22 protein-coding genes are annotated in these 21,326 nt (G+C 67.7%); 11 read left to right on the forward strand and 11 right to left on the reverse strand.

The features are described from left to right. Positions 1-153: 153 nt before the first annotated feature. Together orn and I6H87_RS12320 are read left to right on the forward strand one after the other, a co-directional pair. Entirely contained in the window at positions 154-780 is a 627-nt protein-coding gene (orn, locus tag I6H87_RS12315; RefSeq protein WP_010813615.1) for an oligoribonuclease, read from the forward strand. 95 nt (positions 781-875) lie between these two features. After that, complete coding sequence (locus tag I6H87_RS12320) at positions 876-1,757, forward strand: AEC family transporter (protein ID WP_010813614.1); 882 nt, start codon at positions 876-878, stop codon at positions 1,755-1,757. 48 nt (positions 1,758-1,805) lie between these two features. Here the strand turns inward: I6H87_RS12320 and mog are convergent, their stop codons facing one another. Both mog and yjgA read right to left on the reverse strand, forming a co-directional pair. Further along, positions 1,806-2,444 (reverse strand): molybdopterin adenylyltransferase, encoded by a 639-nt coding sequence (gene mog / locus I6H87_RS12325; RefSeq protein WP_010813613.1) that lies wholly within the window; start codon positions 2,442-2,444, stop codon positions 1,806-1,808. Continuing rightward, complete coding sequence (yjgA, locus tag I6H87_RS12330) at positions 2,441-3,061, reverse strand: ribosome biogenesis factor YjgA (protein ID WP_010813612.1); 621 nt, start codon at positions 3,059-3,061, stop codon at positions 2,441-2,443. The genes mog and yjgA overlap by 4 nt, the downstream gene beginning before the upstream one ends. Positions 3,062-3,110: 49 nt before the next feature. On the opposite strand from yjgA, the gene pmbA reads away from it, so the two are divergent. Continuing rightward, positions 3,111-4,478 carry a metalloprotease PmbA gene (gene pmbA, locus I6H87_RS12335; RefSeq protein WP_010813611.1) on the forward strand — a complete coding sequence of 456 codons (1,368 nt, stop codon included), beginning with the start codon at positions 3,111-3,113 and terminating at the stop codon, positions 4,476-4,478. A 65-nt stretch (positions 4,479-4,543) separates the two neighbouring features. Here pmbA and I6H87_RS12340 read toward each other — a convergent pair whose 3' ends face one another. The 3 genes from I6H87_RS12340 to I6H87_RS12350 all read right to left on the reverse strand — a co-directional run bounded on the left by I6H87_RS12340 (position 4,544) and on the right by I6H87_RS12350 (position 6,680). Next, the gene (locus tag I6H87_RS12340; RefSeq protein WP_010813610.1) at positions 4,544-5,044 is read right to left on the reverse strand and encodes a dihydrofolate reductase; all 501 of its coding nucleotides are present in this window, start codon (positions 5,042-5,044) and stop codon (positions 4,544-4,546) included. Then, positions 5,041-5,835, reverse strand: a complete 795-nt coding sequence (locus I6H87_RS12345) for a thymidylate synthase (protein ID WP_010813609.1) — start codon at positions 5,833-5,835, stop codon at positions 5,041-5,043. The genes I6H87_RS12340 and I6H87_RS12345 overlap by 4 nt, the downstream gene beginning before the upstream one ends. A gap of 143 nt (positions 5,836-5,978) precedes the next feature. Next, complete coding sequence (locus I6H87_RS12350) at positions 5,979-6,680, reverse strand: TerC family protein (protein ID WP_010813608.1); 702 nt, start codon at positions 6,678-6,680, stop codon at positions 5,979-5,981. A 521-nt stretch (positions 6,681-7,201) separates the two neighbouring features. Here I6H87_RS12350 and egtD point away from each other — a divergent pair. Next, the gene (egtD, locus tag I6H87_RS12355; RefSeq protein ID WP_010813607.1) at positions 7,202-8,299 is read left to right on the forward strand and encodes an L-histidine N(alpha)-methyltransferase; all 1,098 of its coding nucleotides are present in this window, start codon (positions 7,202-7,204) and stop codon (positions 8,297-8,299) included. Positions 8,300-8,443: 144 nt separating this feature from the next. Beyond that, the gene (locus tag I6H87_RS12360) at positions 8,444-9,700 is read left to right on the forward strand and encodes an SUMF1/EgtB/PvdO family nonheme iron enzyme (RefSeq protein WP_010813606.1); all 1,257 of its coding nucleotides are present in this window, start codon (positions 8,444-8,446) and stop codon (positions 9,698-9,700) included. A gap of 81 nt (positions 9,701-9,781) precedes the next feature. Here I6H87_RS12360 and I6H87_RS12365 read toward each other — a convergent pair whose 3' ends face one another. The 5 genes from I6H87_RS12365 to I6H87_RS12385 all read right to left on the reverse strand — a co-directional run bounded on the left by I6H87_RS12365 (position 9,782) and on the right by I6H87_RS12385 (position 13,814). Beyond that, positions 9,782-11,698: a DEAD/DEAH box helicase gene (locus I6H87_RS12365; RefSeq protein WP_010813605.1), complete on the reverse strand. Its 1,917-nt coding sequence runs from the start codon at positions 11,696-11,698 to the stop codon at positions 9,782-9,784. Positions 11,699-12,518: 820 nt separating this feature from the next. Then, on the reverse strand, positions 12,519-12,761 hold the full coding sequence (locus I6H87_RS12370; protein ID WP_011615789.1) for a hypothetical protein: 243 nt from the start codon (positions 12,759-12,761) through the stop codon (positions 12,519-12,521). 104 nt (positions 12,762-12,865) lie between these two features. Further along, the gene (locus tag I6H87_RS12375; RefSeq protein ID WP_011615788.1) at positions 12,866-13,138 is read right to left on the reverse strand and encodes a hypothetical protein; all 273 of its coding nucleotides are present in this window, start codon (positions 13,136-13,138) and stop codon (positions 12,866-12,868) included. An 82-nt stretch (positions 13,139-13,220) separates the two neighbouring features. Continuing rightward, positions 13,221-13,490: a hypothetical protein gene (locus I6H87_RS12380; RefSeq protein ID WP_011615787.1), complete on the reverse strand. Its 270-nt coding sequence runs from the start codon at positions 13,488-13,490 to the stop codon at positions 13,221-13,223. Positions 13,491-13,544: 54 nt separating this feature from the next. Beyond that, complete coding sequence (locus tag I6H87_RS12385) at positions 13,545-13,814, reverse strand: hypothetical protein (RefSeq protein WP_011615786.1); 270 nt, start codon at positions 13,812-13,814, stop codon at positions 13,545-13,547. A gap of 408 nt (positions 13,815-14,222) precedes the next feature. On the opposite strand from I6H87_RS12385, the gene I6H87_RS12390 reads away from it, so the two are divergent. Then, positions 14,223-16,274 (forward strand): serine/threonine protein kinase, encoded by a 2,052-nt coding sequence (locus I6H87_RS12390; RefSeq protein WP_011615785.1) that lies wholly within the window; start codon positions 14,223-14,225, stop codon positions 16,272-16,274. Between the two features lie 45 nt (positions 16,275-16,319). Here the strand turns inward: I6H87_RS12390 and I6H87_RS12395 are convergent, their stop codons facing one another. Further along, the gene (locus I6H87_RS12395) at positions 16,320-17,537 is read right to left on the reverse strand and encodes a formylglycine-generating enzyme family protein (RefSeq protein ID WP_136227786.1); all 1,218 of its coding nucleotides are present in this window, start codon (positions 17,535-17,537) and stop codon (positions 16,320-16,322) included. 294 nt (positions 17,538-17,831) lie between these two features. Between I6H87_RS12395 and I6H87_RS12400 the strand changes: the two genes are divergently transcribed. The 5 genes from I6H87_RS12400 to I6H87_RS12420 all read left to right on the forward strand — a co-directional run bounded on the left by I6H87_RS12400 (position 17,832) and on the right by I6H87_RS12420 (position 21,298). Then, positions 17,832-18,257 (forward strand): DUF4399 domain-containing protein, encoded by a 426-nt coding sequence (locus I6H87_RS12400; RefSeq protein ID WP_011615783.1) that lies wholly within the window; start codon positions 17,832-17,834, stop codon positions 18,255-18,257. A 59-nt stretch (positions 18,258-18,316) separates the two neighbouring features. Beyond that, entirely contained in the window at positions 18,317-18,745 is a 429-nt protein-coding gene (locus tag I6H87_RS12405; protein ID WP_011615782.1) for a DUF4399 domain-containing protein, read from the forward strand. Between the two features lie 318 nt (positions 18,746-19,063). Then, complete coding sequence (locus I6H87_RS12410) at positions 19,064-19,333, forward strand: hypothetical protein (RefSeq protein ID WP_011615781.1); 270 nt, start codon at positions 19,064-19,066, stop codon at positions 19,331-19,333. A gap of 47 nt (positions 19,334-19,380) precedes the next feature. Next, positions 19,381-19,650, forward strand: a complete 270-nt coding sequence (locus I6H87_RS12415; protein WP_011615780.1) for a hypothetical protein — start codon at positions 19,381-19,383, stop codon at positions 19,648-19,650. Positions 19,651-19,834: 184 nt separating this feature from the next. Further along, positions 19,835-21,298 (forward strand): efflux transporter outer membrane subunit, encoded by a 1,464-nt coding sequence (locus I6H87_RS12420; RefSeq protein ID WP_011615779.1) that lies wholly within the window; start codon positions 19,835-19,837, stop codon positions 21,296-21,298. Positions 21,299-21,326: the final 28 nt, after the last annotated feature.

Raw genomic sequence — 21,326 nt, forward strand, 5'->3', positions numbered from 1 at the left:
GGGGTGGGGCAGGCGGTGGTCCGGGATATCCGGAAAACACCCCGGCGCTGGTGCGCAAACGGCCATTCCGGACGGATATGCGAGAATTATAAATTGTTCGCGCCCGCCCCCGCCGCGGCCGCTTCCCTGAAATCCCTATCTTCCGCAGTCCCGATGACAAGCCAAGCCACCGCCAAATCCGTCAAAAGCGAAAACAACCTGATCTGGCTGGACATGGAAATGACCGGCCTGCAGCCGGATACCGATCGCATCATCGAAATCGCGATCGTCGTTACCGACTCCGAACTCAATATCCTGGCGGAAGGCCCGGTGCTGGTGATCCACCAGAGCGACGCCGTGCTCGATGGCATGGACAACTGGAACAAGGGCACCCACGGCCGCTCGGGCCTGATCGACAAGGTCAAGGCATCGACCCTGACCGAAGAGCAGGCCGAGGCCGAGCTGCTGGCCTTCCTCAAGCGCTGGGTGCCGGCCAGCAAGTCGCCGATGTGCGGCAACTCGATCTGCCAGGACCGCCGCTTCATGGCGCGCTACATGCCCAAGCTGGAGGCCTTCTTCCACTACCGCAACCTGGACGTGTCCACGCTGAAGGAGCTGTGCAAGCGCTGGGAGCCGGCCATCCACAAGGGCTTTATCAAGCGCCAGCTGCATACGGCGCTGGCCGACATCCTGGAATCGGTCGAAGAACTGCGCTACTACCGCACGCACTTTATCCGGCACACCGCGCCGGGCGCCGCACCGGCAGCGGACGCGCCGGCCGCCGGCACGCCCGCGCAATAAGCGGGGCCGGCTGCTCCCGGAACAACAACCCACTGCAAGCGACGGGCCGCCCGCACGGGGCGGCCGTCGCCGGGGCGCGTCCCGCCCGCCTGCCCATGCTTGAGCGCATCGTCTCCATCATCACGCCGGTCATCCTGATCATCCTGGTCGGGTGGCTGTACGGGCGCAAGGCCCATCCGGACATGGCCGGCATCAACCGCGCCACGCTGGACGTGATCGCACCGCTGCTGGTGGTGTCGGCCTTCGTCAGCAAGGATTTCGTGCTGGCCGACCAGCTGGTGCTGCTGGGCTGCGCTGTGGCGGTGGTGCTGGGCTCCGGCGTGCTGGCGTGGGCGCTGGCGCGGCTGCTGAAGGCCGATCCGCGCACCTTCGTGCCGCCGATGATGTTCAACAACTGCGGCAACATGGGGCTGCCGCTGTCGGTATTTGCCTTCGGTCCGGCGGGGCTGGCGCCGGCGGTGGCGCTGTTCGCGGCATCGAACCTGATGCACTTCACCATCGGCATGAAGATCGTCAACCGCCATGCGTCGATGGCGCAGATCGCGCGCAACCCCATGGTGCTGGCCACCGTGGCGGGCGTGGCGCTGGCGCTGGCGCGGCCATGGTTCACGCTGCCGGACCCGGTATACCAGTCGGTCAAGCTGCTGGGCGACGCCACCGTGCCGCTGATGCTGTTTGCGCTGGGCGTGCGCATGAAGGACGTGAGCCTGCGCAACTGGGGCATGGGCCTGGTCGGCGCCGCGGCCTGCCCGCTGACGGGAATCGCGGTGGCGCTGCTGCTGGCGCAGTGGGTGCCGCTGACCGAATTGCAGCGCGGCCTGCTCTTTGTGTTTGCCGCGCTGCCGCCGGCGGTGCTGAACTTCCTGGTGGCGGACCATTTCCGGCAGGAGCCGGACCAGGTGGCGTCGATCGTGCTGCTGGGCAACATCGCCGCGGTGGTGTTCGTGCCGGTGGGGTTGTACCTGGGCTTGCGCTGAGGCGCGGGGAAGGGGAGCCCGCAGGCGCGCGCCTGCGGGGATTGGCGATTACGCCGCGGGCTTGGCCCGCACGGCGTTCTTCGGGCGCCAGGCCTTGACCACGGCCTCATCGGTTTCCATGTAGGGGCCGCCGATCAGGTCGATGCAATACGGCACCGCAGCAAAGATCCCTTGCGCCACGGCCTTGCCATCGGCATCGCGCAGGCCCTCCAGGGTCTCGCGGATGGCGCGCGGCTGGCCGGGCAGGTTGACGATCAGCGCGGCGCGGCTGGCGGTCTCGCGGATCACCGCCACCTGGCGCGACAGGATCGCGGTCGGCACGAAATGCAGGCTGACCTGGCGCATCTGCTCGCCGAAGCCGGGCATTTCCTTGGTGCCCACGGCCAGCGTGGCCTCTGGCGTCACGTCGCGGCGCGCCGGGCCGGTGCCGCCGGTGGTCAGCACCAGGTCGCAGCCGGCCACGTCGACCAGGTCGATCAGGGTGCGCGAGATCTGCGCCTGCTCGTCCGGGATCAGCCGCTCCACCGCCTGCCAGGGCGTGGTCAGCGTGCGCCCGAACCACTCGCGCAGCGCCGGGATGCCTTCGTCCTGGTAGGTGCCGGCCGAGGCGCGGTCCGAGATCGAAACGAAGCCGACAACGAGTTCATCGGGATGGTTGCGGACTACCGGCTGCGTGGTCTGGGTCATGCCTCGGGCTCCGGGGTAGGGGGTTGGTCCGCGGCGGCGCCGGCCTTGCCGTCCTTCGCATCCAGCGCCGTCTTGATCGCCTGGAACAGCTCGCGGAAATAGCGCGGCGGCTTGCCTTGCTCCTTTTCCTTGCGCGCGTTGCGGATGGTGTTGCGCAGCGCCTGCACGTCGATGCCGGGGTGCTCGGCGAGGAAGCGCGTCAGCGCCGCGTCGTCGGCCAGCAGCAGCTCGCGCCAGCGCTCGATCAGGTGCATGCGGGCGGTTTCGGCCTTGCTGGTGCCCTTGAAGCCCTCCAGCGCTTGCCGGATCACCTCGACCTCTTCGTCGTCGAGGCCGCGCATGATCTTGCCCACGAACTGCATCTGGCGGCGCTTGCCCTCGTGGCTGTTGATGCGGCGGGCCTGGTGGATGGCGTCGGCGAGCGCTTCGGGCATGGGCACGCGCGCCAGGCGGTCCTTGGCCAGGGCTTCGAGCTCGGCGCCAAGGTCCTGCAGGGCGGTCATTTCGCGCTTGCGCTGCGACTTGCTTTTCGGTTCGTCGTCTTCCGGTTCGGGCGCAAAGCCTCCGGGAAAGCGCGAGCCATTCGGATTACGGGAATTTCGCGTCATGCCCGGCATTTTATCTTGCTATGATTGCCGCTTGGACTTTTGATGACACCCGCCCAGCATGGACCAGATCGCAGAACAGACCGCGCACTTCACCTACACCCAGGCCCAGCTCAGCGAGATGGCCGCCGATGTGCTGCGCGTTGCACGCGAACTTGGGGCGACCGACGCCGCCACCGAGATCTCCGAAGGCAGCGGCCTGTCGGTATCGGTACGCAAGGGGCAGGTGGAAACCATCGAGCAGAACCGCGACAAGGTGGTCGGGGTCACGGTCATGATCGGCAAGCGCCGCGGCAATGCCAGCACCTCGGACTTCTCGCCGGCCGCGCTGCGCGCCACTGCCGAGGCCGCCTACAACATCGCCCGCTTCACGGCCGAGGACGATTGCGCCGGCCTGGCCGAGGAAGAACTGCTGGAACGCGCGCCGCAGGACCTGGAACTGTTCCACCCGTGGGCGCTGGACGCCGAGCGCGCCATCGACATTGCCACCCGCGCCGAGGCCGCCGCCTTCGCGGTGTCGCCGCGCATCCGCAACAGCGACGGCGCCAGCGTGTCGGCGCAGCATTCGCAGTTCGTGCTGGCGACCACGCGCGGCTTCTCGGGCGGCTACCCGTATTCGCGCCATTTCATCTCGTGCGCGCCGATCGCCGGCAGCGGCAGCGGCATGCAGCGCGATGACTGGTACTCGTCCAAGCGCTCGCCGCTGGCGCTGGCCGCGCCCGAGGACATCGGCCGCTACGCCGCCGAGCGCGCGCTGGCGCGGCTGCAGGCGCGCCAGCTGTCCACGCGCCGCTGCCCGGTGCTGTTCGAGGCGCCGCTTGCCGCGGGGCTGCTGGGCGCCTTCGTGCAGGCGGTGTCGGGCGGCGCGCTGTACCGCAAATCCACGTTCCTGTGCGATTCGCTGGGCCAGGCCGTGTTTGCGCCGCATATCCAGATCCATGAGCAGCCGCACACCCCCGGCGCCATGGGCAGCGCCCCGTTCGACGAGGAAGGCGTGCGCACCCGTGCCCGCGACGTGGTCCGCGACGGCGTGGTGCAGGGCTATTTCCTGTCGACCTATTCCGCGCGCAAGCTCGGCATGCAGACCACCGGCAACGCCGGCGGCTCGCACAACCTGACACTGACCAGCTCGCTGACCGAGCCCGGCGACGACTTCCCGGCGATGCTGCGCAAGCTCGGCACCGGCCTGCTGGTGACCGAGCTGATGGGGCAGGGCGTCAACTACGTGACCGGCGACTATTCGCGCGGCGCCTCGGGCTACTGGGTCGAGAACGGCGTGATCCAGTACCCGGTGGAGGAAATCACCATCGCCGGCAATATGGCCGAGATGTTCCAGCAGATCGTCGCCATCGGCGCGGACTCGCTGGTGCGCGGCACCAAGGAAACCGGCTCGATCCTGCTCGAGCAGATGACGATTGCCGGCACCTGAGCGGCGCGCGCCACCCAAAAAAAAGCAGGCCTGACGGCCTGCTTTTTTATTGCCCGCGCAACGGCTTACGACTCGTCCGACGGCGGCCGCTCGTACGTGACGAACGCATAGTCGAAGCCATTGGCCTCCGAATGATGCGTCTCGCGCGCGGTCTCCACCCATTGGGTGCGGTCGATTGCCGGGAAGAAGGCATCGCCTTCCACATCCGCATCGATCTCGGTCACCACCAGCCGGTCCGCGCATGGCATGGCCTCGGCGTAGAGCTGCGCGCCGCCGATCAGGAAGATCTGCTCCGCGCCCACGCACAGGCGCTGGGCATCTTCCAGCGAGGCCGCCACCTCGGCGCCCTCGATGCGCAGGTCCGGGTTGCGGCTGACCACGATATTGCGGCGCCCCGGCAGCGGGCGGCCGATCGAGTCCCAGGTCTTGCGGCCCATGATCACGGGCGCGCCCATGGTGGTACGCTTGAAGTGCGCCAGGTCTTCCGGCAGGCGCCACGGCAGCGTGTTGTCGCGGCCGATGGTGTTGTTGCGGGCGCGGGCGACGACCAGTGTCAGCAGCGTCATACGGCCACCGGTGCCTTGATGGCGGCGTGCGACTGGTAGCCGGCCAGTTCAAAGTCTTCGTAGCGGTAGTCGAAGATGCTGTCGGGCTTGCGCAGGATCTTCAGCTGCGGCAGCGCCAGCGGCTCGCGCGCCAGCTGGGTCTGCACCTGCTCGAAATGGTTGTTGTACAGGTGGCAGTCGCCGCCGGTCCAGACGAAGTCGCCCACTTCCAGCCCGGTCTGCTGCGCCATCATGTGGGTCAGCAGCGCATAGCTGGCGATATTGAACGGCACGCCCAGGAAAATATCGGCGCTGCGCTGGTAGAGCTGGCACGACAGCCGGCCATCGGCCACGTAGAACTGGAAGAACGCGTGGCAGGGCGGCAGCTTCATGCGCGGGATGTCGGCCACGTTCCAGGCCGACACGATCAGGCGGCGCGAATCCGGATTGGCGCGGATCTGCGCCACCAGGTCGGTGATCTGGTCGATATGTCGGCCGTCCGGCGTCGGCCACGAGCGCCATTGCGAGCCGTAGACCGGGCCCAGTTCGCCGTTCTCGTCGGCCCACTCGTCCCAGATGGTGACGCCGTGCTCCTGCAGCCAGCGCACGTTGGTCGAGCCCTGCAGGAACCACAGCAGTTCATAGATGATCGACTTCAGGTGCAGCTTCTTGGTGGTCACCACCGGGAAGCCTGCGCGCAGGTCGAAGCGCATCTGGTAGCCGAACACCGAGCGCGTGCCGGTGCCGGTGCGGTCGGCCTTGTCGGTGCCATGCTCGTACACATGGCGCATGAAGTCGAGGTACTGTTTCATCGGCGCGGGGCGGGATCGGGAGTGACGCGGGTACTGGTCCCGCAAAGCTGGCATTTTAAAGCAAAAGGGCCATCCCTCAGGATGGCCCTTCAGCGGCATGGCCGGGGCGGGTGCCCCGGCCATGCCTGGCACGGCTTGCCGCCTTAGTGGCTGCCGGCCGGTTGCTGCACGCGGCGCTTCTGCACCAGGTAGCCGGCGCCCAGCACGCCGCCGACGATCAGCACGTACAGGCCCCAGTTGACCACCGGGTTGGCTTCGAAGAACGCCTTGATCATCGGCTCGTGCACGATCATCTTGACTGCCGTGAACGCCAGCACGCCTGCGCCCAGGTAGATGATGATCGGGAAGCGGCTCATCAGCTTGAGCACCAGGCTCGAGCCCCACACCACGATCGGGATGCTGATCAGCAGGCCCAGCACCACCAGCAGGAAGCTGCCGTGCGCGGCGCCGGCCACGGCCAGCACGTTGTCCACGCCCATCACCGCGTCGGCGATGATGATGGTCTTCATTGCGCCCCACAGGGTCGAGGCGCCCGAGCCGTGCCCCTCGCCGTCGCCTTCGTCGGACAGCAGCTTGTAGGCAATCCACACCAGCGCCAGGCCGCCGATCAGCATCAGCCCCGGAATCTTCAGCAGCCAGACCACCCCGATCGTCATGGCCGAGCGCACCACCACGGCGCCGACGGTACCCCAGATGATGGCCTTCTTCTGCAGGTGGGCGGGCAGGTTGCGCGCCGCCAGGGCGATCACGATGGCATTGTCTCCAGCCAGCACCAGGTCAATGACGACGATGGACAGCAGTGCCGTCAGGAACTGCATCGTGAACAGATCGGTAAACCACTCCATGAACTCTCCTCAGGGTACAAATCAGCGCAAGTGCGCGTATCGGGTTCGCCTGGTTTCACGTAGCACGGGAGCGTGGGGGCGCCTTTGCAAACCATGAAGTCCAGGTTGCAAAGGTCTTGCTCGACCACTGGCGCGGTATGCACGCCGGTAGTCAGCACAACCGGGGACAAGGGTCCCGGAATGACGATTGTGCTAAGGGCATGGGCCCCGGAGCTACTCCCCTTTGAGGGACACGACCCGTTTCGGGGCCGCGCTGGGCGGGATTATAAACGAACTGCAAGGGATATGCCCCATTAGGAAAGATACTGACTCAAAGTTCTTGATGTGCTGCGTGCGGCGCATCCGGCGATCGGCGGTGCGCGATCCGCCGGATGGGCCTATCCTTTAGGTTCGGCTTCGCCCGATGCGTCCCGGACGGCACAGGGAGGCGTTGCGGAGACCGGCGCGCACGACATGCACAGCGCGGCCTTGGGGAATACGCAGTGAAGCAGTGACCATTCGCGACCACACAAGGAAACGACATGCCGGCTGTCCCGAATCCGCCGAATACCCCCTTCCAGAAAAAAGCCCCGCAGACACCTCTCCCACCCCTGAACCACCACAACGGCCATGCGGCCGCACCGCCCGCCCTGGTCGCGCTGGCCAATGGCCGCGCGCACCGGCAGCCGCCCCAGCCGGAGTTCGTGCAGCAGTACCGCGAGGACAGCGGCGCGCTGCGCGAGCAGGTGCTGGCCGGGCTGCGTGCCGGGCAGGCCGCCATCAGCCCCAAGTTCTTCTACGACGTGCTGGGCTCGCGCCTGTTCGAAGCCATCACCGACCTGCCAGAGTACTACCCGACCCGCACCGAGGCCGCGATCTTTGCCAGCGCGGCGCCCGCCATCGCCGCGCGTGCCGGCAGCGGCTGCGTGCTGGTGGACCTGGGTGCGGGCAATTGCGAAAAGGCTGCCAGGCTCTTTGGCACCCTGCGCCCGGCGCAGTACGTGGCGCTGGATATCTCCATAGAGTTCCTGCGCGCGACGCTGTCGTCGCTGCAGCAGCAGCATCCCGACATCCCGATGCTGGGCCTGGGCGCCGACCTGTGTGCGCCGTTCGATCTGCCCGCCAACGTCAGGCGCGGCAGGCGGCTGTTCTTCTATCCGGGCTCGAGCATCGGCAATTTCGCCCCGGTCGAGGCCCTGGCGTTGCTGCAGCGCATGCGCGGCGCGGCCGGGCGCGGCGACGGCGTGCTGATCGGGGTCGACCTGCACAAGGACGAAGCCACGCTGGTGTCTGCCTATGACGATGCGCTGGGCGTCACCGCCGCGTTCAACCGCAACGTGCTGCGCAACGTGAACCGCATCGTCGGCACGGATTTCTCGCTGGACGACTGGCGCCATGTGGCGAGCTTCGACCGCGCGGCCTCGCGCATCCAGATGCACCTGCAGGCGTGCCGCGACGTGCGCGTGCAGTGGCAGGGCGGCGCGCGCGAGTTTGCCGCCGGCGAACGGATTCATACCGAGGACTCCTACAAGTACCGCCCGGAGGACTTCACGCTCTTGCTGGAAGCCGCCGGGTTTGACGACCCGGTGTACTGGACCGACCCGAGCGGCTGGTTCGCCGTGTTCCACGCGCGCGGCTGATCCGCCCGCGCGGGCGCCATCCGGCGGGGATGGCAGGTAGTGTCATAATGACCGCGGCCGGCCTGGCGTGCGAGCGCCGGGCCAGCAGTTGCCTGCTTCGGTCACTGCCTGTCCACTGTTCACTCCCCTGCACGGACTTTCCCGATGAGCGGCTTTCCCATGCTTCCCGATCTCTACTTCACCGGCGGCAAGGCGACCTGGTCCGACCCGCGCCGGCTGCCGCGCGAAGGGCTGGCGCAGGCGCTGGTCGATGCGCGCAACCGCACGCTGGCGTGGCTGGCACCGTTCGGGCAGACGCGCCGCGCCTGGGACGTGCCGCATCAGTACGATGCCGATCCGCCGTTGTGGACGCTCGGGCACGTGGCCTGGCATGCGGAGTGGTGGTGCCTGCGCGGCGTGCGCCAGGTGGACCGCGGCGGCGTGCCGGTGCCGGTGGCATCTGAGCCGTCGCTGCTGGACGGCGCCGACGAGTGGTTCGACCCGGACCGCATCGGCCCCGACGAGCGCTGGGAGGTCACGCTGCCCGACGTCGCGGTGGTCAAGCGCTACGCCGGCCACGTGCTCGACGGCGTGCTGCGCCGGATTGCGCTGCTGGCCGACGACAGCGACCTGACCCTGTACCCGTACCGCCGCGCGCTGCTGCATGAAGATGCCCAGGGCGAAGGCGTGGCCGCGCTGTTGCAGGCGCTGGGCATGGCTCCCGCGGAGGCCATCGGCGCCGGTCCGGTGCAGCCTGCGGGGCATGGCGGCACCCTGCATTTCCCGGGCGGTCGCTTCACGCTCGGCTGGAGCGATCCCGACGGCTTTGCCTGGCCCGATGAGCTGCCGCCGCAGCCCACCTACGTGCCCGCGTTTGAAATGGACATGGCGCCGGTCAGCAACGCGCAGTTTCTCGAGTTCGTCGAGGACGGCGGCTACGAGCACCCGGCGTGGTGGTCGGCAGCGGGGCGCCAGTGGCTGATGACGCAGGAACGCTCGGCGCCGCGCTACTGGTCGCGCCATCCGGAATCGCGCGCCTGGATGGTGGAGCGCTTCGGAACGCGGCGCACGCTCAATCCGGATGAGGCGGTGCGCCATGTCACGCTGTACGAGGCGCAAGCATGGTGCGTGTGGGCGGGGCGGCGCCTGCCGGCGGAATCGGAATGGGAGCTTGCCGCGACGCAGAACCGCGGCCTGCAGTGGGGGACGCTGCGTGAGTGGACTGCCACGCCCTATGAGCCGTACGCCGGGTTTGCCGCCGCGCCGTCAGACAGCGAGGTGGTGGGGCGCTTCGGCACGCACCAGGCGGTGCGCGGTGTGTCGTTCGCCAGCCCCGCGCGGCTGCGCCATGTGCGGGCAAGGTGGGCGCGGTTGCCGGAGGACGACCTGTCCTTCATCGGCTTTCGCACCTGCGCGCCGTAGCGGGCTGTACGCGACAACAAAAAAGAGCACCCGAGGGTGCCCTTTCTTCTGCCTGGCAGGTGCGCTTAGCGCACCACCGCATCAACGCTCGTAGCGCGAACGGCTGTTGCGGTTGCCGCTGCCATTGCCGCCGAAACTGCGATTGCCGTCACGGTTGCCGTCGCGGTTGCCGAAGCTGCGGCCGTCGCCGTTGCCACCGGTGTTGCCACGATAGCCGCCGCCAGTGCGGTCGCCGAAGCCACCACGGTTGTTGTCGCCAAAGCTGCGGGGGGCGGCGCCGTCGCGGTTGCCGAAACCACCGCGGTTGTCGTCGCCGAAGCTGCGGCCACCTTCGCGGTTGCCGAAGCCACGCGCACCGTCGTTGGCGCCGCGGTAGCCGGCGCCCTGGCCGCCCTGGCCCTGGCCACGGTAGCCGCCTTCACGATTGCCGAAGCCGCCGCGGTTGTCGTCACCGAACGGGCGTGCGCCTTCCGGGCGGTTGCCGAAGCCGCGGCTCTCGCCGCTGAACTTGCGCTCGCCGAAGCCGGTGCGGCTTTCGCCGCCGCCGAACTTGCGGTCGCCGAAGCTGCGTTCGCCGCCACGGTAGCCGCCGCCATTGCCGCGGAAGTCACCACGGCCGCCACCCGGCTTGCCGCCGAAGTTGGAACGCGGCTTGGGCGAACGGCGCGGCTCCAGGCCTTCGATCACCGAAGCGTCGATGCGCTGGTTGGTGAAGCGCTCGATGCGCTTCCACTGGAACATGTCGTTGTGGTTCACCAGGTTGATGGCGGTGCCCGAGCGGCCCGCGCGGCCGGTACGGCCGATGCGGTGCACGTAGTCCTCGGCCTGCTTGGGCAGGTCGAAGTTCACCACGTGGGTGATATCGGGCACGTCGATGCCGCGCGCGGCCACGTCGGTGGCCACCAGCACGCGCAGGTTGCCGCGGCGCAGCGCGGTCAGGGTGCGGTTGCGCGCGCCCTGGGTCATGTCGCCGTGCAGCGCGCCGGCCGAAAAGCCGGTGTCGGACAGGCGCTCGGCCAGCGAATCGGCATCGCGCTTGGTCGCGGTGAAGACGATGGCTTGCTTGAGCGTCGCGTCGCGCAGCAGGTGGTCCAGCAGGCGTTCCTTGTGCGACATGTCGTCGGTGAAGTGCAGGCGCTGCTCGATATGGCTCTGGTCGGCGCGGGCCGCGGCGATCTCGATGCGCTGCGGGTCGCGCAGCTGGCGCGAGGCCAGCTGGGCAATGCGCGCATCCAGCGTGGCCGAGAACATCAGCGTCTGGCGCGTGGCCGGGGTGGCATTGACGATGGCGTCGATGTCGTCGGCAAAGCCCATGTCGAGCATGCGGTCGGCTTCGTCGAACACCAGCATCTGCAGGGCCGACAGGTCGATGCGGCCGGCGTCGATATGGTCGAGCAGGCGGCCCGGCGTGGCCACCAGGATGTCAGGCATCTTGGCCAGCGCGGCCAGCTGCTTGGGGTAGGGCATGCCGCCCAGGATGCTGGCGCAGACGATGCGGCGCAGGTTGCGGCCGTACTTGGCGGCGGCCTCGGTCACCTGCAGGGCCAGTTCGCGCGTCGGGGTCAGCACCAGCAGTGCGGGCTGCGCCGGCGACGGGCGGGGGCGCTTGCCCTTCATGCGCTTGGCGGGCTCGGTCGCGCGCTGCGGCGCCGGCATTTCGCTGATGCGCTGGATCGCGGGCAGCATGAACGCGGCGGTCTTGCCCGAGCCGGTCTGGCTCGAGACCAGCAGGTCGCGGCCGGCCAGGAAGGCCGGGATGGCCTGGGCCTGCACCGGCGTGGGCGTGTTGTAGTTCAGTTCGGAGAGGGCGCGCAGGATGGCCGCATCGAGGCCAAGCGTGGCGAAACCGCTTTCCACGGCCGGGGCTTCTTCAACTGCCGGGCTGGGGTTGAGCAGGGCGTCGAGCTTGTCGAGCGGGCTCTGGGCAGCGTCGGAAGTGATCGAAGCGTCGGTCGCGGAGGCAATAGCTTGCTCCGCACGAATGTCGTGCTGGGTCATGTCGGAATGGTCAAATAAATGCATGGCACCCCGGCAAAGCAAAATGGGGTGGGCGCAGTGCAAAGTCTTAAAAAGGCTTCGGCGCCAATCGGTGAGGCCGTTACGACAGACACAGCTGGCAGTACGGCGGCAGGCAGGGCGGTGGCTGGTCCCGCTAGGCGGTCCGGCCGTATCCCTGGCAGGCAAACAGCTCAGGTTTCAGGCTGTTCAACAGGATCGGAGACGAGGCGACGTCAGGTGAGCGGTGCGTTCTGCTGGGCGGCTGGGGCCATGAAGTGATGACTAGGCGTCCGGCAGCGAGGAAACAGAGCTTGGGAGGGCAGCGGATTCGCCGCGGCAGGAAGCCGGGCGTTTGGCGGATCTCACAGTTGCGAAACTCACGGCGCGGATTATAGCAGAGTACGGAATTTTTGTTGCACTGCGAAAACGTAACCGGATATGTCAGGCGCTCGTCACCTTCCGGACGCGCCCCGCGCCACGCTGGTTGAAAGGCGAAAACCCCCGCCTATACTGGAGGCGCGAGCACACAGGATGCCCGCACGGGGCGGACGAAAACGCTCCCGCTTGACCTCCTGCAGCGGCATTGGGCCGCTGTTCGCGGCGAGCACTGCGGTCATTGACTCCACGCGCCAGACTTCCTGCGACTCTCCGGGTGGTCCGGATGGGCGTCCGCTTCATGCATCATGGGCGGAATCATGGGAAGCCTGCCTGGAACAGAATGACCGAACTGCTGACCGCGTGACCCAGGTGGTCCGGGCCCGTCCGCATCCAAAGCCCGCCAGCGATGGCGGGCTTTTCATTTGGCGGTTGTGGTTGCGGTTCAGTCTTCTGCATCCTTGCCAGCGGCCTTGCGCGGCAGCCGCCCTAGCGGCTGCTCCTGCGGCATCACATGGCGGTTGCCCGGCAATCCGCCCGGGTAGTCGACGATGCGCGCGGTGTCCTGGCGCCGCAGGCCATGCCATGCCTGGCCGCCGGCGGTACGCCCGCCGCCCAGGATGGCGGTCATGGCCTGCCGGTCGAGATCCATGCTGTCGGGCAAATCCTTGATGACGATCACTGCCATGGCTGTCTCCGGTCAAGCGGCGCCACGGCCATGCGGCCGCGGGACCGCTTCAGTATAGGCGAGGCGGTCCGCGGTATTGCCCGCGGGGCCGCCGCGCGGTGCGCTCAGACTGCGGCGAAATTGCCGGCCCATTGCGACGGGTTGACGTTGACGCGCACCGGGCCGAAGTCGGGGCCGACGATGCTGTTGTTGAGCGTGTTGACGTTGATGCTCTGCAGCTGCGCGATGTTCTGGTTGACGTTGACGGTGACGTTGGCCAGCGGGCCGACGCTGCCGACACCGCGGCTGAGCCACGAGTTGCCGCCGCGTACGGCGCACAGCGAGGCACGGTCGAGTTCTTTGCTCAGGGCGAGATCGCGGACGAGGATCGATGACATGGTGGTGCTCCTTTGAGTCGGGTGCCGGGGGCGGCTGGCGCGGAGATTGCAGCATCTGCGCGCCAGCAGTGGCCAGGGCGTATCAGCCGAAGATGTTGTTGGTGGCGTTCTGGTTGGTGTGCACGTCGGACTTGACGTGGTCCAGGAAGGCCGAGCCGTTGCCGTTCAGGTTGGTCACGGTCTGCATCTGCGCGATGCTTTGCGTGGCGTTGATGCTGTTGTCCAGCGACAGCCTGATCGGCGTGTAGACGGCGGCGAAGGGCAGGTAGGCCAGGCCGCCGCGCACGGCGTGCATGCGCTTGCTGTCGAGGGTTTCGGCGGCGGGCAGGTCCTTGATGGTCAGCGTGGTCATGATGGTCTCCGGTATCGGTCAGTGCGTGGGTGTGGGTGGCTGGGGCGCGTGGGCTCAGCCGTAGATGTTGTTGCTGGCGTTCTGGTTGGTATCCACATGCGAACGGACATGGTCCAGGAAGGCCGAGCCGTTGCCGTTCATGTTGGTGACGGTCTGCATCTGGGCGATTTCCTGCACGGCCTTGATGCTGCTGTCGAACGACAGCTTCACCGGGCTGTAGACCGCGGCGAACGGCATGTAGGCCAGGCCGCCGCGTACGGCGTGCATGCCCTTGCGGTCCAGGGTTTCGGTGGAGGACAGGTCCTTGATGGTCAGCGTGGTCATGATGGTCTCCGGTAGAGGAAGGTACTGCCTTGGGTCTGGTTTCGAGCATCGGGTTGGTGTCGCGCTCGGGAGGTACTAACGCAGGGACTGTGCCAATGCCGTTGCCGGTCCCGACCAGTCACGCGCAACTGCCTGAAAACACGGGCGATTTATTTTCGATGTCGGCTTGCGGGCACTGGCTGCGGGCGCTGCCGCATGCTACGGGTGACGGGCCGCGGCCAACAGGCGGCGTGCCGGTGTTGGCGCGGCCGCGACAGTGGCGCGCCAAAGGCGATGCGATTGGCAGGGGGCGCCCGCGCGCGGCGTTGCACGCCGGCTTCGCATGGTTTGCGCATGCCTTGGGTGCGCACTAGTATCCATCTCGAAGGCAGGCATATCCGCATCGTGGGATGCGCCGTGCCAGCAACCATGTCGGGGCATCCGGTGGCCAGTCTCAAAGAACTGATCCGCAAGTTCCAGAACGGCGGTCTCTCCGACGACGAGTTTGTTGCGTCGTTCGAAACGGCGCTGGCGCAGGATCCCACCACGCCCAGCCAGGCCGCGCGCGTGGTCATCGAGGAAAACACGCGCTTCCCGTTCCCGCCCGCGGTCTATGCCGAAGTCATGCGGCGCATCGAGCGCCGCGGCGCCACGCAGTACGACGGCGCCACCGAGGCCACGCGCCTGGCCGGCACGCAGACGGGCTCGCTGTATGCGACCTCGCCCGAGCCGGGCACGCTGCCGCAGGCGGCGCATACCAAGGGCGTGGGCGATACGCTGAACGGCCGCTTCGTGCTGGAAGAATGCCTGGGCGTGGGCGGCATGGGCACGGTCTACAAGGCGCTCGACCTGCGCAAGCTGGAAGCCTCGGACCGCAAGCCCTATATCGCCATCAAGGTGCTGAACCTGCAGTTCAGCGGGCACCCCAAGTCGCTGATGGCGCTGCAGCGCGAGGCGCGCAAGGCGCAGACGCTGGCGCACCGGAATATCGTCACCGTCTATGACTTCGACCGCGACGGGCCGGTGGTCTTCCTGACCATGGAATACCTGTCAGGCTCTTCGCTCAACCATGTGCTCAAGGCCCCGGGCTTCACCGGCATGCCGATGGCGCGCGCCATGTCGATCATCAACGGCATGGGCAATGCGCTGGCATACGCGCACGAGCGCGGCTTCGTGCACTGCGACTTCAAGCCCGCCAACGTCTTCCTGACCGCCAACGGCGAGGTCAAGGTGATCGACTTCGGCATCGCGCGCGGCTTCCTGCCGCCGGCCGACGAGTCCGACCGGACCGTGTTCGATCCCGGCTCGCTGGGTGGCATGACGCCAGCCTACGCCAGCCCGGAGATGTTCGACCATTGCGAGCCCGACCCGCGCGACGACATCTTTGCGCTGGCCTGCGTGACCTATGAACTGCTGACCGGCAAGCATCCCTACCAGCGGCTCTCGGCCAACCAGGCGCGCGATGCCGGGCTCAAGCCGGCGCAGCCGCCGCAGTTGAGCCGCACGCAGTGGAAGACCCTGCGCGAGGCGCTGTCGCTCGACCGCGAGACACGCACGCCCACCGTCGCGCGCTTCCTGCATGGCATGAGCGCGGTGCCGGTGGTGTCCACGCGGCGCCCCTCGCCGCTGATGGCAGGCGGCGCGCTGGCCGTGCTGGCGGGCGTGTCGGCGATCGGCTACTACGCCTGGCATTCGCAGCGCCAGGCCGAAGCACCGGCTGGCGATGCGCGCGTCGAGGCCCCGGCTACACCGGTGCCCGCAGCGCCGGTCATCCCGCCCGCACCGGCTGCCCGCCCGGCGGTGCTGTCGATGGCCGACGTCACGAAGATGCTGGCCGCGGTGCCGTGCTCGCTGCTCACCGCCACCCAGCAGGCGCAGACGTTGCGTGTGCGTGGCTTCCTGGCCGAGAGCGTCGGCGCCGTGCGGCTGCGCGAGCAGCTCAGCGCGTTGCCGGGCGTCAAGGAGCTCAAGGGCGTGTCGATCGACACCCAGCCGCTGGCCGCCGACAAGTGCGACGTGGCCACCCTGATCGCGCCGTACTGGTCGGGCCACCGCGAAGGGGGCACGGCTTCGTCGCTGCGGCTGCGCGGCCAGGGCACGCAGCTGACCGAAGGGTCACCGCTGGTGCTGGATCTGCGCACGCCGGCGCGCGACTCCTATGTCTATGTCGATTACTTCGCGGCCGACGGCAAGGTGGCGCACATGGTGCCGAGCGCGCGCGTGCCCGCCCACCAGGCGCCGCCCAGCCATGGCGCCACGGTTGGCGACGGTGGCGACTGGATCATCTCCGGGCCGTTCGGCACCGAGCTGGTGGTGTTGCTGACCACGCCCGCGCCGCTGTTCGATGGCCGGCGCGCCGAGGTCGAGCTGCACAAGGACTACCTGAAGGCACTGGAAAAGCCGCTGGCGCAGATGGCGCGCACCTATGGCCGGGACCGCATCAGCGCGGACCTGGTGCAGATCTCCACGCGCGCGCGCTGATTGCCGCCAGCCGGCCGGCTTGCCGCTTGGCAATTGCGCCAGCCGCTACTTCATGTCGCGCGCCACGCGAAAGCCGTTCTGCGACTGCCGCACGCTGGGGCTGTACTTGAAGCGCGTGGACGACACCATGTAGTTCGCCCCCTCGCGCCAGGAGCCGCCGCGGATCACGCGTGCGCCGCAGGCGTTCTCGTTCCATACGCGCCCGTCGGCGGGCGCGCCCTTGTATGAGCTGTGCCAGCAATCGGCCACCCATTCCCACACGCTGCCGTTGACGTCGTGCAGGCCGTACGGGTTGGCCGCGAATGTCCCGACCGCGGCCGGCGCATCCTGGCTCCATGGGTCGCCGCAGTCCTTGCAGTTGGCATTGCCCTTGCGCATCTGGTCGCCCCACCAGTAGGCACTGGCGGTGCCGCCGCGCGCTGCGTATTCCCATTCGGCCTCGGTGGGCAGCCGGTAGGACTTGCCGGTGGTCTTGCTGAGCCAGGCCACGTACTGCTGCGCGTCGTCCCAGCTGACGTCGCGCACCGGCGCGTTCTTCGCGCTGTCGGCGACGGTGGGGACGCGCTGGCAGCCGCCGGCGTCGGCGCAGGCATTCCATTGCTCGACCGTGACCTCATAGCGGCCGATGGCAAACGGCTGGCCGATGGTGACGTGGTGCGGGGGCTTCTCGGCGGGATCGCTGGCACTGCTGCCCATGGTGAAGCTGCCCGCCGGCAGGGGGACCAGCACCGGGCAGGCCGGGCAATCGCGGATCTCGCCGGTGCGCAATGTGGCGCTGACCGCGCCGCCCGCCGCCGCGCCCGGGCGCAGCGATGCCGTTGCCGGTGGCGCAGCAGGTGGCGCAGCAGGTGACGCAGCGGGCGGCGATGCCGGACGCGCTGCCGCGGCCGGTGCCGGCGGCCGCGTGACCTGGCCCCCGGCAGAGGTGCCGGAGCGGGGCGGCGGTGCGGGCGCCTGGGCCTTGGGTGCGGAGGCGGACGCCGCCAGCCGCTCCAGGCGCGCCCTGGCCAGCACCGCGAAGCGTCCGTTGGGGTACTGCTTCAGGTAGGCCTCGTAGTCGCCGGCATAATTGCTGTTCTTGATCGATTCCCAGAAGCTCAGCTCGTACTGCTCCTCGGTGTTCTTGGGCATGATGCCGGCGAGCAGCAGCGGTTCCGTGGCCGCGGGGCCGGCGGCAGCGGCGGCCGCCTGCGCGGGCAGCGGCGCGGCGGCGAGCATGGCGGCCATGGCGGCCGTGCGTACGACTGGTAGATTGCGCCACATCTTCACACCTCGCTGGAGCCGCGGCGATCCCGCTGCATGCCGGTAGCTGCCGGCACATGCGTCGGGGGCGCATTGTGGTGTTGCCGAGACGTCGACCGGCTTGCTTCAAGATAGCACAGCGCGTGTGTCTCCGGCGGGGCATTGGCACGCAACCGCGACGCGCCGGGTTCGCTTTTTCCGTGCTTGCGACCTAACCTGAATGACGAATCGCCGAGCGCTGACCAACAAGCAACAAGAATGGGCTTTCGGGACAACGTGATCGGGTTTCGGACTGTTATCCGGGAGGCGCCGCGTATGTCCAGACGATTCCTGTTCCGCCTGCTGGCGGTTGCCGCCCTCGCCGCGGCCCCGTCGCTGTCGCTGTCGACGGCAGCCCCGCCCAATGCCGAGGCCTACATCATCTGGCCGCACGATGGCACGGTCATCAGCGGCGGCAAGTTCTGGGTGCGCATGGGCCTGCGCAATATGGGCGTGTGCCCCAAGGGCGTCGAGTCGCCGCGCTGCGGGCACCACCACCTGCTGGTCGACACCGAGCTGCCGCCGCTGGACAAGGAAATCCCTTCGGACAAGAACCACCTGCACTTCGGCGCGGGCGAGACCGACGCGCGCATTGAGTTGCCGCCCGGCAAGCACACGCTGCAATTGCTGATGGGCGATGCCAAGCACGTGCCGTTCGAGCCGCCGATCTATTCGAAGAAGATCACGATCACGGTGAAATAGCGGTGCAGCGCGCGCCGCGGAAGCCGAACCTAGGCCGATCAGCAAACAGGGAGAGCACCATGTCCAGACTACTTGCCGCGGCTGTCTTTGCCGCCAGCCTGCTGCTGTCAGCGGTGGTGCAGGGTGGTTCGACGCCGGCGCCGCCCAACGCCTACCTGTATATCGGCTGGCCCAACGACGGGCAGACGATGCCCGCGGGCAAGCCATTCAAGGTCTGGTTCGGGTTGCGCAATATGGGGGTGGCGCCAAAGGACGTGAAGTATCCCAATACTGGGCACCATCACCTGCTTGTCGATGTGGACCTGCCGCCGATGGACAAGGAGATCCCCAATGACCGCAATCACCTGCATTTCGGGGCGGGGGAGACCGAGACCATGATCGAGCTGCCGCCCGGCAAGCATACGCTGCAGCTGCTGATGGGGGATGACAAGCACATTCCCACCAACCCGCCGGTTTATTCGAAGAGGATCACGATCTACGTGAAGTGATCCGGACCTTGCGGTGACGGCGGCGCGCAATGCGCCGTTTTTTTTGTGCGCTGGCGCCGCAAGTGTCGGTCGCCATCCAACATCGACGGGCAAGCTGTTGGCTGCGCGCCGCCAGTGCGCGCTGACGCAGGCTCGCCGCGCCTCCGCCGCCGGCGCTGGCGGCAAGAAAAATTCCCCGTGTTTACAGGCACTTCCGTGATCCGCGCGGCCATGGCGCCGGGGCTGGCACGCTCCCTGCGATTGTCCCTCCTGAGCGCGACACCAACCCGATGCTCGACCAACCACCAAGGTAACACCTTCCTCTACCCGGAGACCATCATGACCACGCTGACCATCACCGACCTGACCACCGTCGACACCCTGGACCGCAAGGGCATGCTCGCCGTTCGCGGCGGCCGCACCCTGCTCCCGTTCATGCCGGTGTACCACCCGCTCAACCTGTCGTTCGACCACAGCATCACCGCCGTGCAGGAAATCGCGCAGATGCAGACCGTCACCAATATGAATGGCAACGGCTCGGCCTTCCTGGACCACGTGAAGTCCGACGTGCACACCAACCAGAACGCCACCAACAACATCTACGGCTGAGCCCCTGCGCGCCAGCTAGCTGCTTCTTACCGATACCGGAGACCATCATGACCACGCTGACCATCAAAGACCTGTCCGCCACCGAAACCCTCGACAGCAAGCGCATGCATGCCGTGCGCGGCGGCCTGTCGTACCTGCCCTTTGCCGCCGTGTATGCGCCGATCAAGCTCGCGTTCGACAGCAGCATCACCGCCAAGCAGGAAATCGCGCAGTTGCAGTCCGTGACCAACCTGAACGGCAATGGCTCGGCCTTCCTCGACCATGTCCGTTCGCATGTGGATACCAACCAGAACGCCAGCAACAATATCTATCGTTGAGAAGCTTGTTGAGATGGCGCAGCGCCGCGGGGGCGTCCCCGCGGCGCTTTTGTTGAGCCCTTGCATATCGGGGTTGGAGCGCGCGCCAGCGCGCACCACAATACAGACAGACTTCGCGGCCCCGGCATGCCTTGGGGTATCTCCAGCGCATCCCGCCCGCCGCCGTCGCACGCAGGAACCCATCGTGCCTGAATCCATCACTGCCTCGCCCGCGGTTGCGTCAACCGCCGCGCCGCACCGTACCGCCTGGCTGGCCGCGCTGGCCGCCTGCGCGGCATTGCTGGCAGGCTGCGCCGATTTCCGGCCGCCGGTGTACCAGCGCCCGGAAACCCCGGCCAAGGCCGAATGGACGCGCCAGGAATCGATCACGGTATCGCCGGCCGAAACGGTGCAGCCCAACTGGTGGCTGGGCTTCAAGGATCCTTACCTGAACAGGCTGATCGACCAGGCGCTTTACGGCAACTACGACATCAAGGTGCTGGCGGCGCGCATCCGCGTGGCCAACGCGCAGATCGGCGAGGCCCGTGCCGGCGGGCTGCCGGTGATCGATATCGGCGCCGGTGCGAGCTTCGAGAAGAGCACCGGGCAGAAGTCCACCTGGACCTATAACGCCGGCGCCCAGCTGAACTGGGACATCGACATCTGGGGCAAGGTCGAGAAGGGCGTGCAGGCGCAGACCGCCGAGTTCCGCGCCACCGAGGCCGACTGGCGCGCCGGCTACCTGACGCTGGTGTCCAATGTATCGACCACTTACTTCCAGATCCTGCAGTTCGACGAGCAGATCGAGCAGCAGGCGCGCACCGTGGCCAAGAACGGGCAGATCCTGTCGACCTACCAGGCCATGTACCAGAACGGCCTGGTGCCAAAGATCCGGGTGATGCAGCAGCAGGCGGAAATCAACCGCCTGAACAAGGACCTGCTGGAGCTGCGCCGTTCGCGCGATGTGGCTGAAAACGCGCTGGCCACGCTGGTCGGTGTGCCCGCGGGCAATCTCAAGGTGCCGGCGGGGCGCCTGCAGGACCGCGTGCAGCCGCCCGCGGTGCCGGCCGGGCTGCCGTCGCAACTGCTGGCGCGCCGCCCGGACGTGGTGGCGGCGGAATACCGCGTGCTGGCCGCGTACAACATCGTTGGCCAGGCCCGTTTGGCGCAGTTGCCCACCATCAGCCTGACCGCGCGCGGCGGCACCGCCAGCTTTGCGCTGAGCGACCTGCTCAAGTCATTCACCTTCGGCTTCATGCCCAGCATCAACCTGCCGATGCTCGACCCGAGCGTGCGCGCGCGCGTGAAGACCACCGAGGCGCAGGTGGGCGTGGCGGAAAACGAATATGGCCGCACCGTGATGACCGCGTTCGAAGAGGTGGAGAGCGCACTGGTCAATGTCGACGCGCACAAGAAGCAGCGCATCGAGCTGCAGCAGCAGGTTGAGCAGCTGCGCGTCGTGTCCGCGCAGATCGAGGCGCAACTGAAGGAGGGCGTGGTCTCGCAGCTGGAAGTGTTCGAGACCGAGCGCTCGCTGCTGGCCGCGCAACTGCAGTTGTTGGCGGTCCACCAACAGATCCTGGCCGACACCGTCACCCTGTACAAGGCGCTTGGCGGTGGCTGGCCCGATACCGACGTGCGCAACGCGGCGTCGAATCCGCCGCAGTAAGTGCTGCCAACGGTGCTGTAGGGCGGTT

Source organism: Cupriavidus necator (assembly GCF_016127575.1).
GTDB lineage: Bacteria > Pseudomonadota > Gammaproteobacteria > Burkholderiales > Burkholderiaceae > Cupriavidus > Cupriavidus necator_D.

Bases quoted from the DNA above. Each gene is read 5' to 3' on its own strand.
- orn (WP_010813615.1), top strand. From the start codon at position 154: ATGACAAGCCAAGCCACCGCCAAATCCGTCAAAAGCGAAAACAACCTG.
- I6H87_RS12320 (WP_010813614.1), top strand. From the start codon at position 876: ATGCTTGAGCGCATCGTCTCCATCATCACGCCGGTCATCCTGATCATC.
- mog (WP_010813613.1), bottom strand. From the start codon at position 2,444: ATGACCCAGACCACGCAGCCGGTAGTCCGCAACCATCCCGATGAACTC.
- yjgA (WP_010813612.1), bottom strand. From the start codon at position 3,061: ATGCCGGGCATGACGCGAAATTCCCGTAATCCGAATGGCTCGCGCTTT.
- pmbA (WP_010813611.1), top strand. From the start codon at position 3,111: ATGGACCAGATCGCAGAACAGACCGCGCACTTCACCTACACCCAGGCC.
- I6H87_RS12340 (WP_010813610.1), bottom strand. From the start codon at position 5,044: ATGACGCTGCTGACACTGGTCGTCGCCCGCGCCCGCAACAACACCATC.
- I6H87_RS12345 (WP_010813609.1), bottom strand. From the start codon at position 5,835: ATGAAACAGTACCTCGACTTCATGCGCCATGTGTACGAGCATGGCACC.
- I6H87_RS12350 (WP_010813608.1), bottom strand. From the start codon at position 6,680: ATGGAGTGGTTTACCGATCTGTTCACGATGCAGTTCCTGACGGCACTG.
- egtD (WP_010813607.1), top strand. From the start codon at position 7,202: ATGCCGGCTGTCCCGAATCCGCCGAATACCCCCTTCCAGAAAAAAGCC.
- I6H87_RS12360 (WP_010813606.1), top strand. From the start codon at position 8,444: ATGAGCGGCTTTCCCATGCTTCCCGATCTCTACTTCACCGGCGGCAAG.
- I6H87_RS12365 (WP_010813605.1), bottom strand. From the start codon at position 11,698: ATGACCCAGCACGACATTCGTGCGGAGCAAGCTATTGCCTCCGCGACC.
- I6H87_RS12370 (WP_011615789.1), bottom strand. From the start codon at position 12,761: ATGGCAGTGATCGTCATCAAGGATTTGCCCGACAGCATGGATCTCGAC.
- I6H87_RS12375 (WP_011615788.1), bottom strand. From the start codon at position 13,138: ATGTCATCGATCCTCGTCCGCGATCTCGCCCTGAGCAAAGAACTCGAC.
- I6H87_RS12380 (WP_011615787.1), bottom strand. From the start codon at position 13,490: ATGACCACGCTGACCATCAAGGACCTGCCCGCCGCCGAAACCCTCGAC.
- I6H87_RS12385 (WP_011615786.1), bottom strand. From the start codon at position 13,814: ATGACCACGCTGACCATCAAGGACCTGTCCTCCACCGAAACCCTGGAC.
- I6H87_RS12390 (WP_011615785.1), top strand. From the start codon at position 14,223: ATGTCGGGGCATCCGGTGGCCAGTCTCAAAGAACTGATCCGCAAGTTC.
- I6H87_RS12395 (WP_136227786.1), bottom strand. From the start codon at position 17,537: ATGTGGCGCAATCTACCAGTCGTACGCACGGCCGCCATGGCCGCCATG.
- I6H87_RS12400 (WP_011615783.1), top strand. From the start codon at position 17,832: ATGTCCAGACGATTCCTGTTCCGCCTGCTGGCGGTTGCCGCCCTCGCC.
- I6H87_RS12405 (WP_011615782.1), top strand. From the start codon at position 18,317: ATGTCCAGACTACTTGCCGCGGCTGTCTTTGCCGCCAGCCTGCTGCTG.
- I6H87_RS12410 (WP_011615781.1), top strand. From the start codon at position 19,064: ATGACCACGCTGACCATCACCGACCTGACCACCGTCGACACCCTGGAC.
- I6H87_RS12415 (WP_011615780.1), top strand. From the start codon at position 19,381: ATGACCACGCTGACCATCAAAGACCTGTCCGCCACCGAAACCCTCGAC.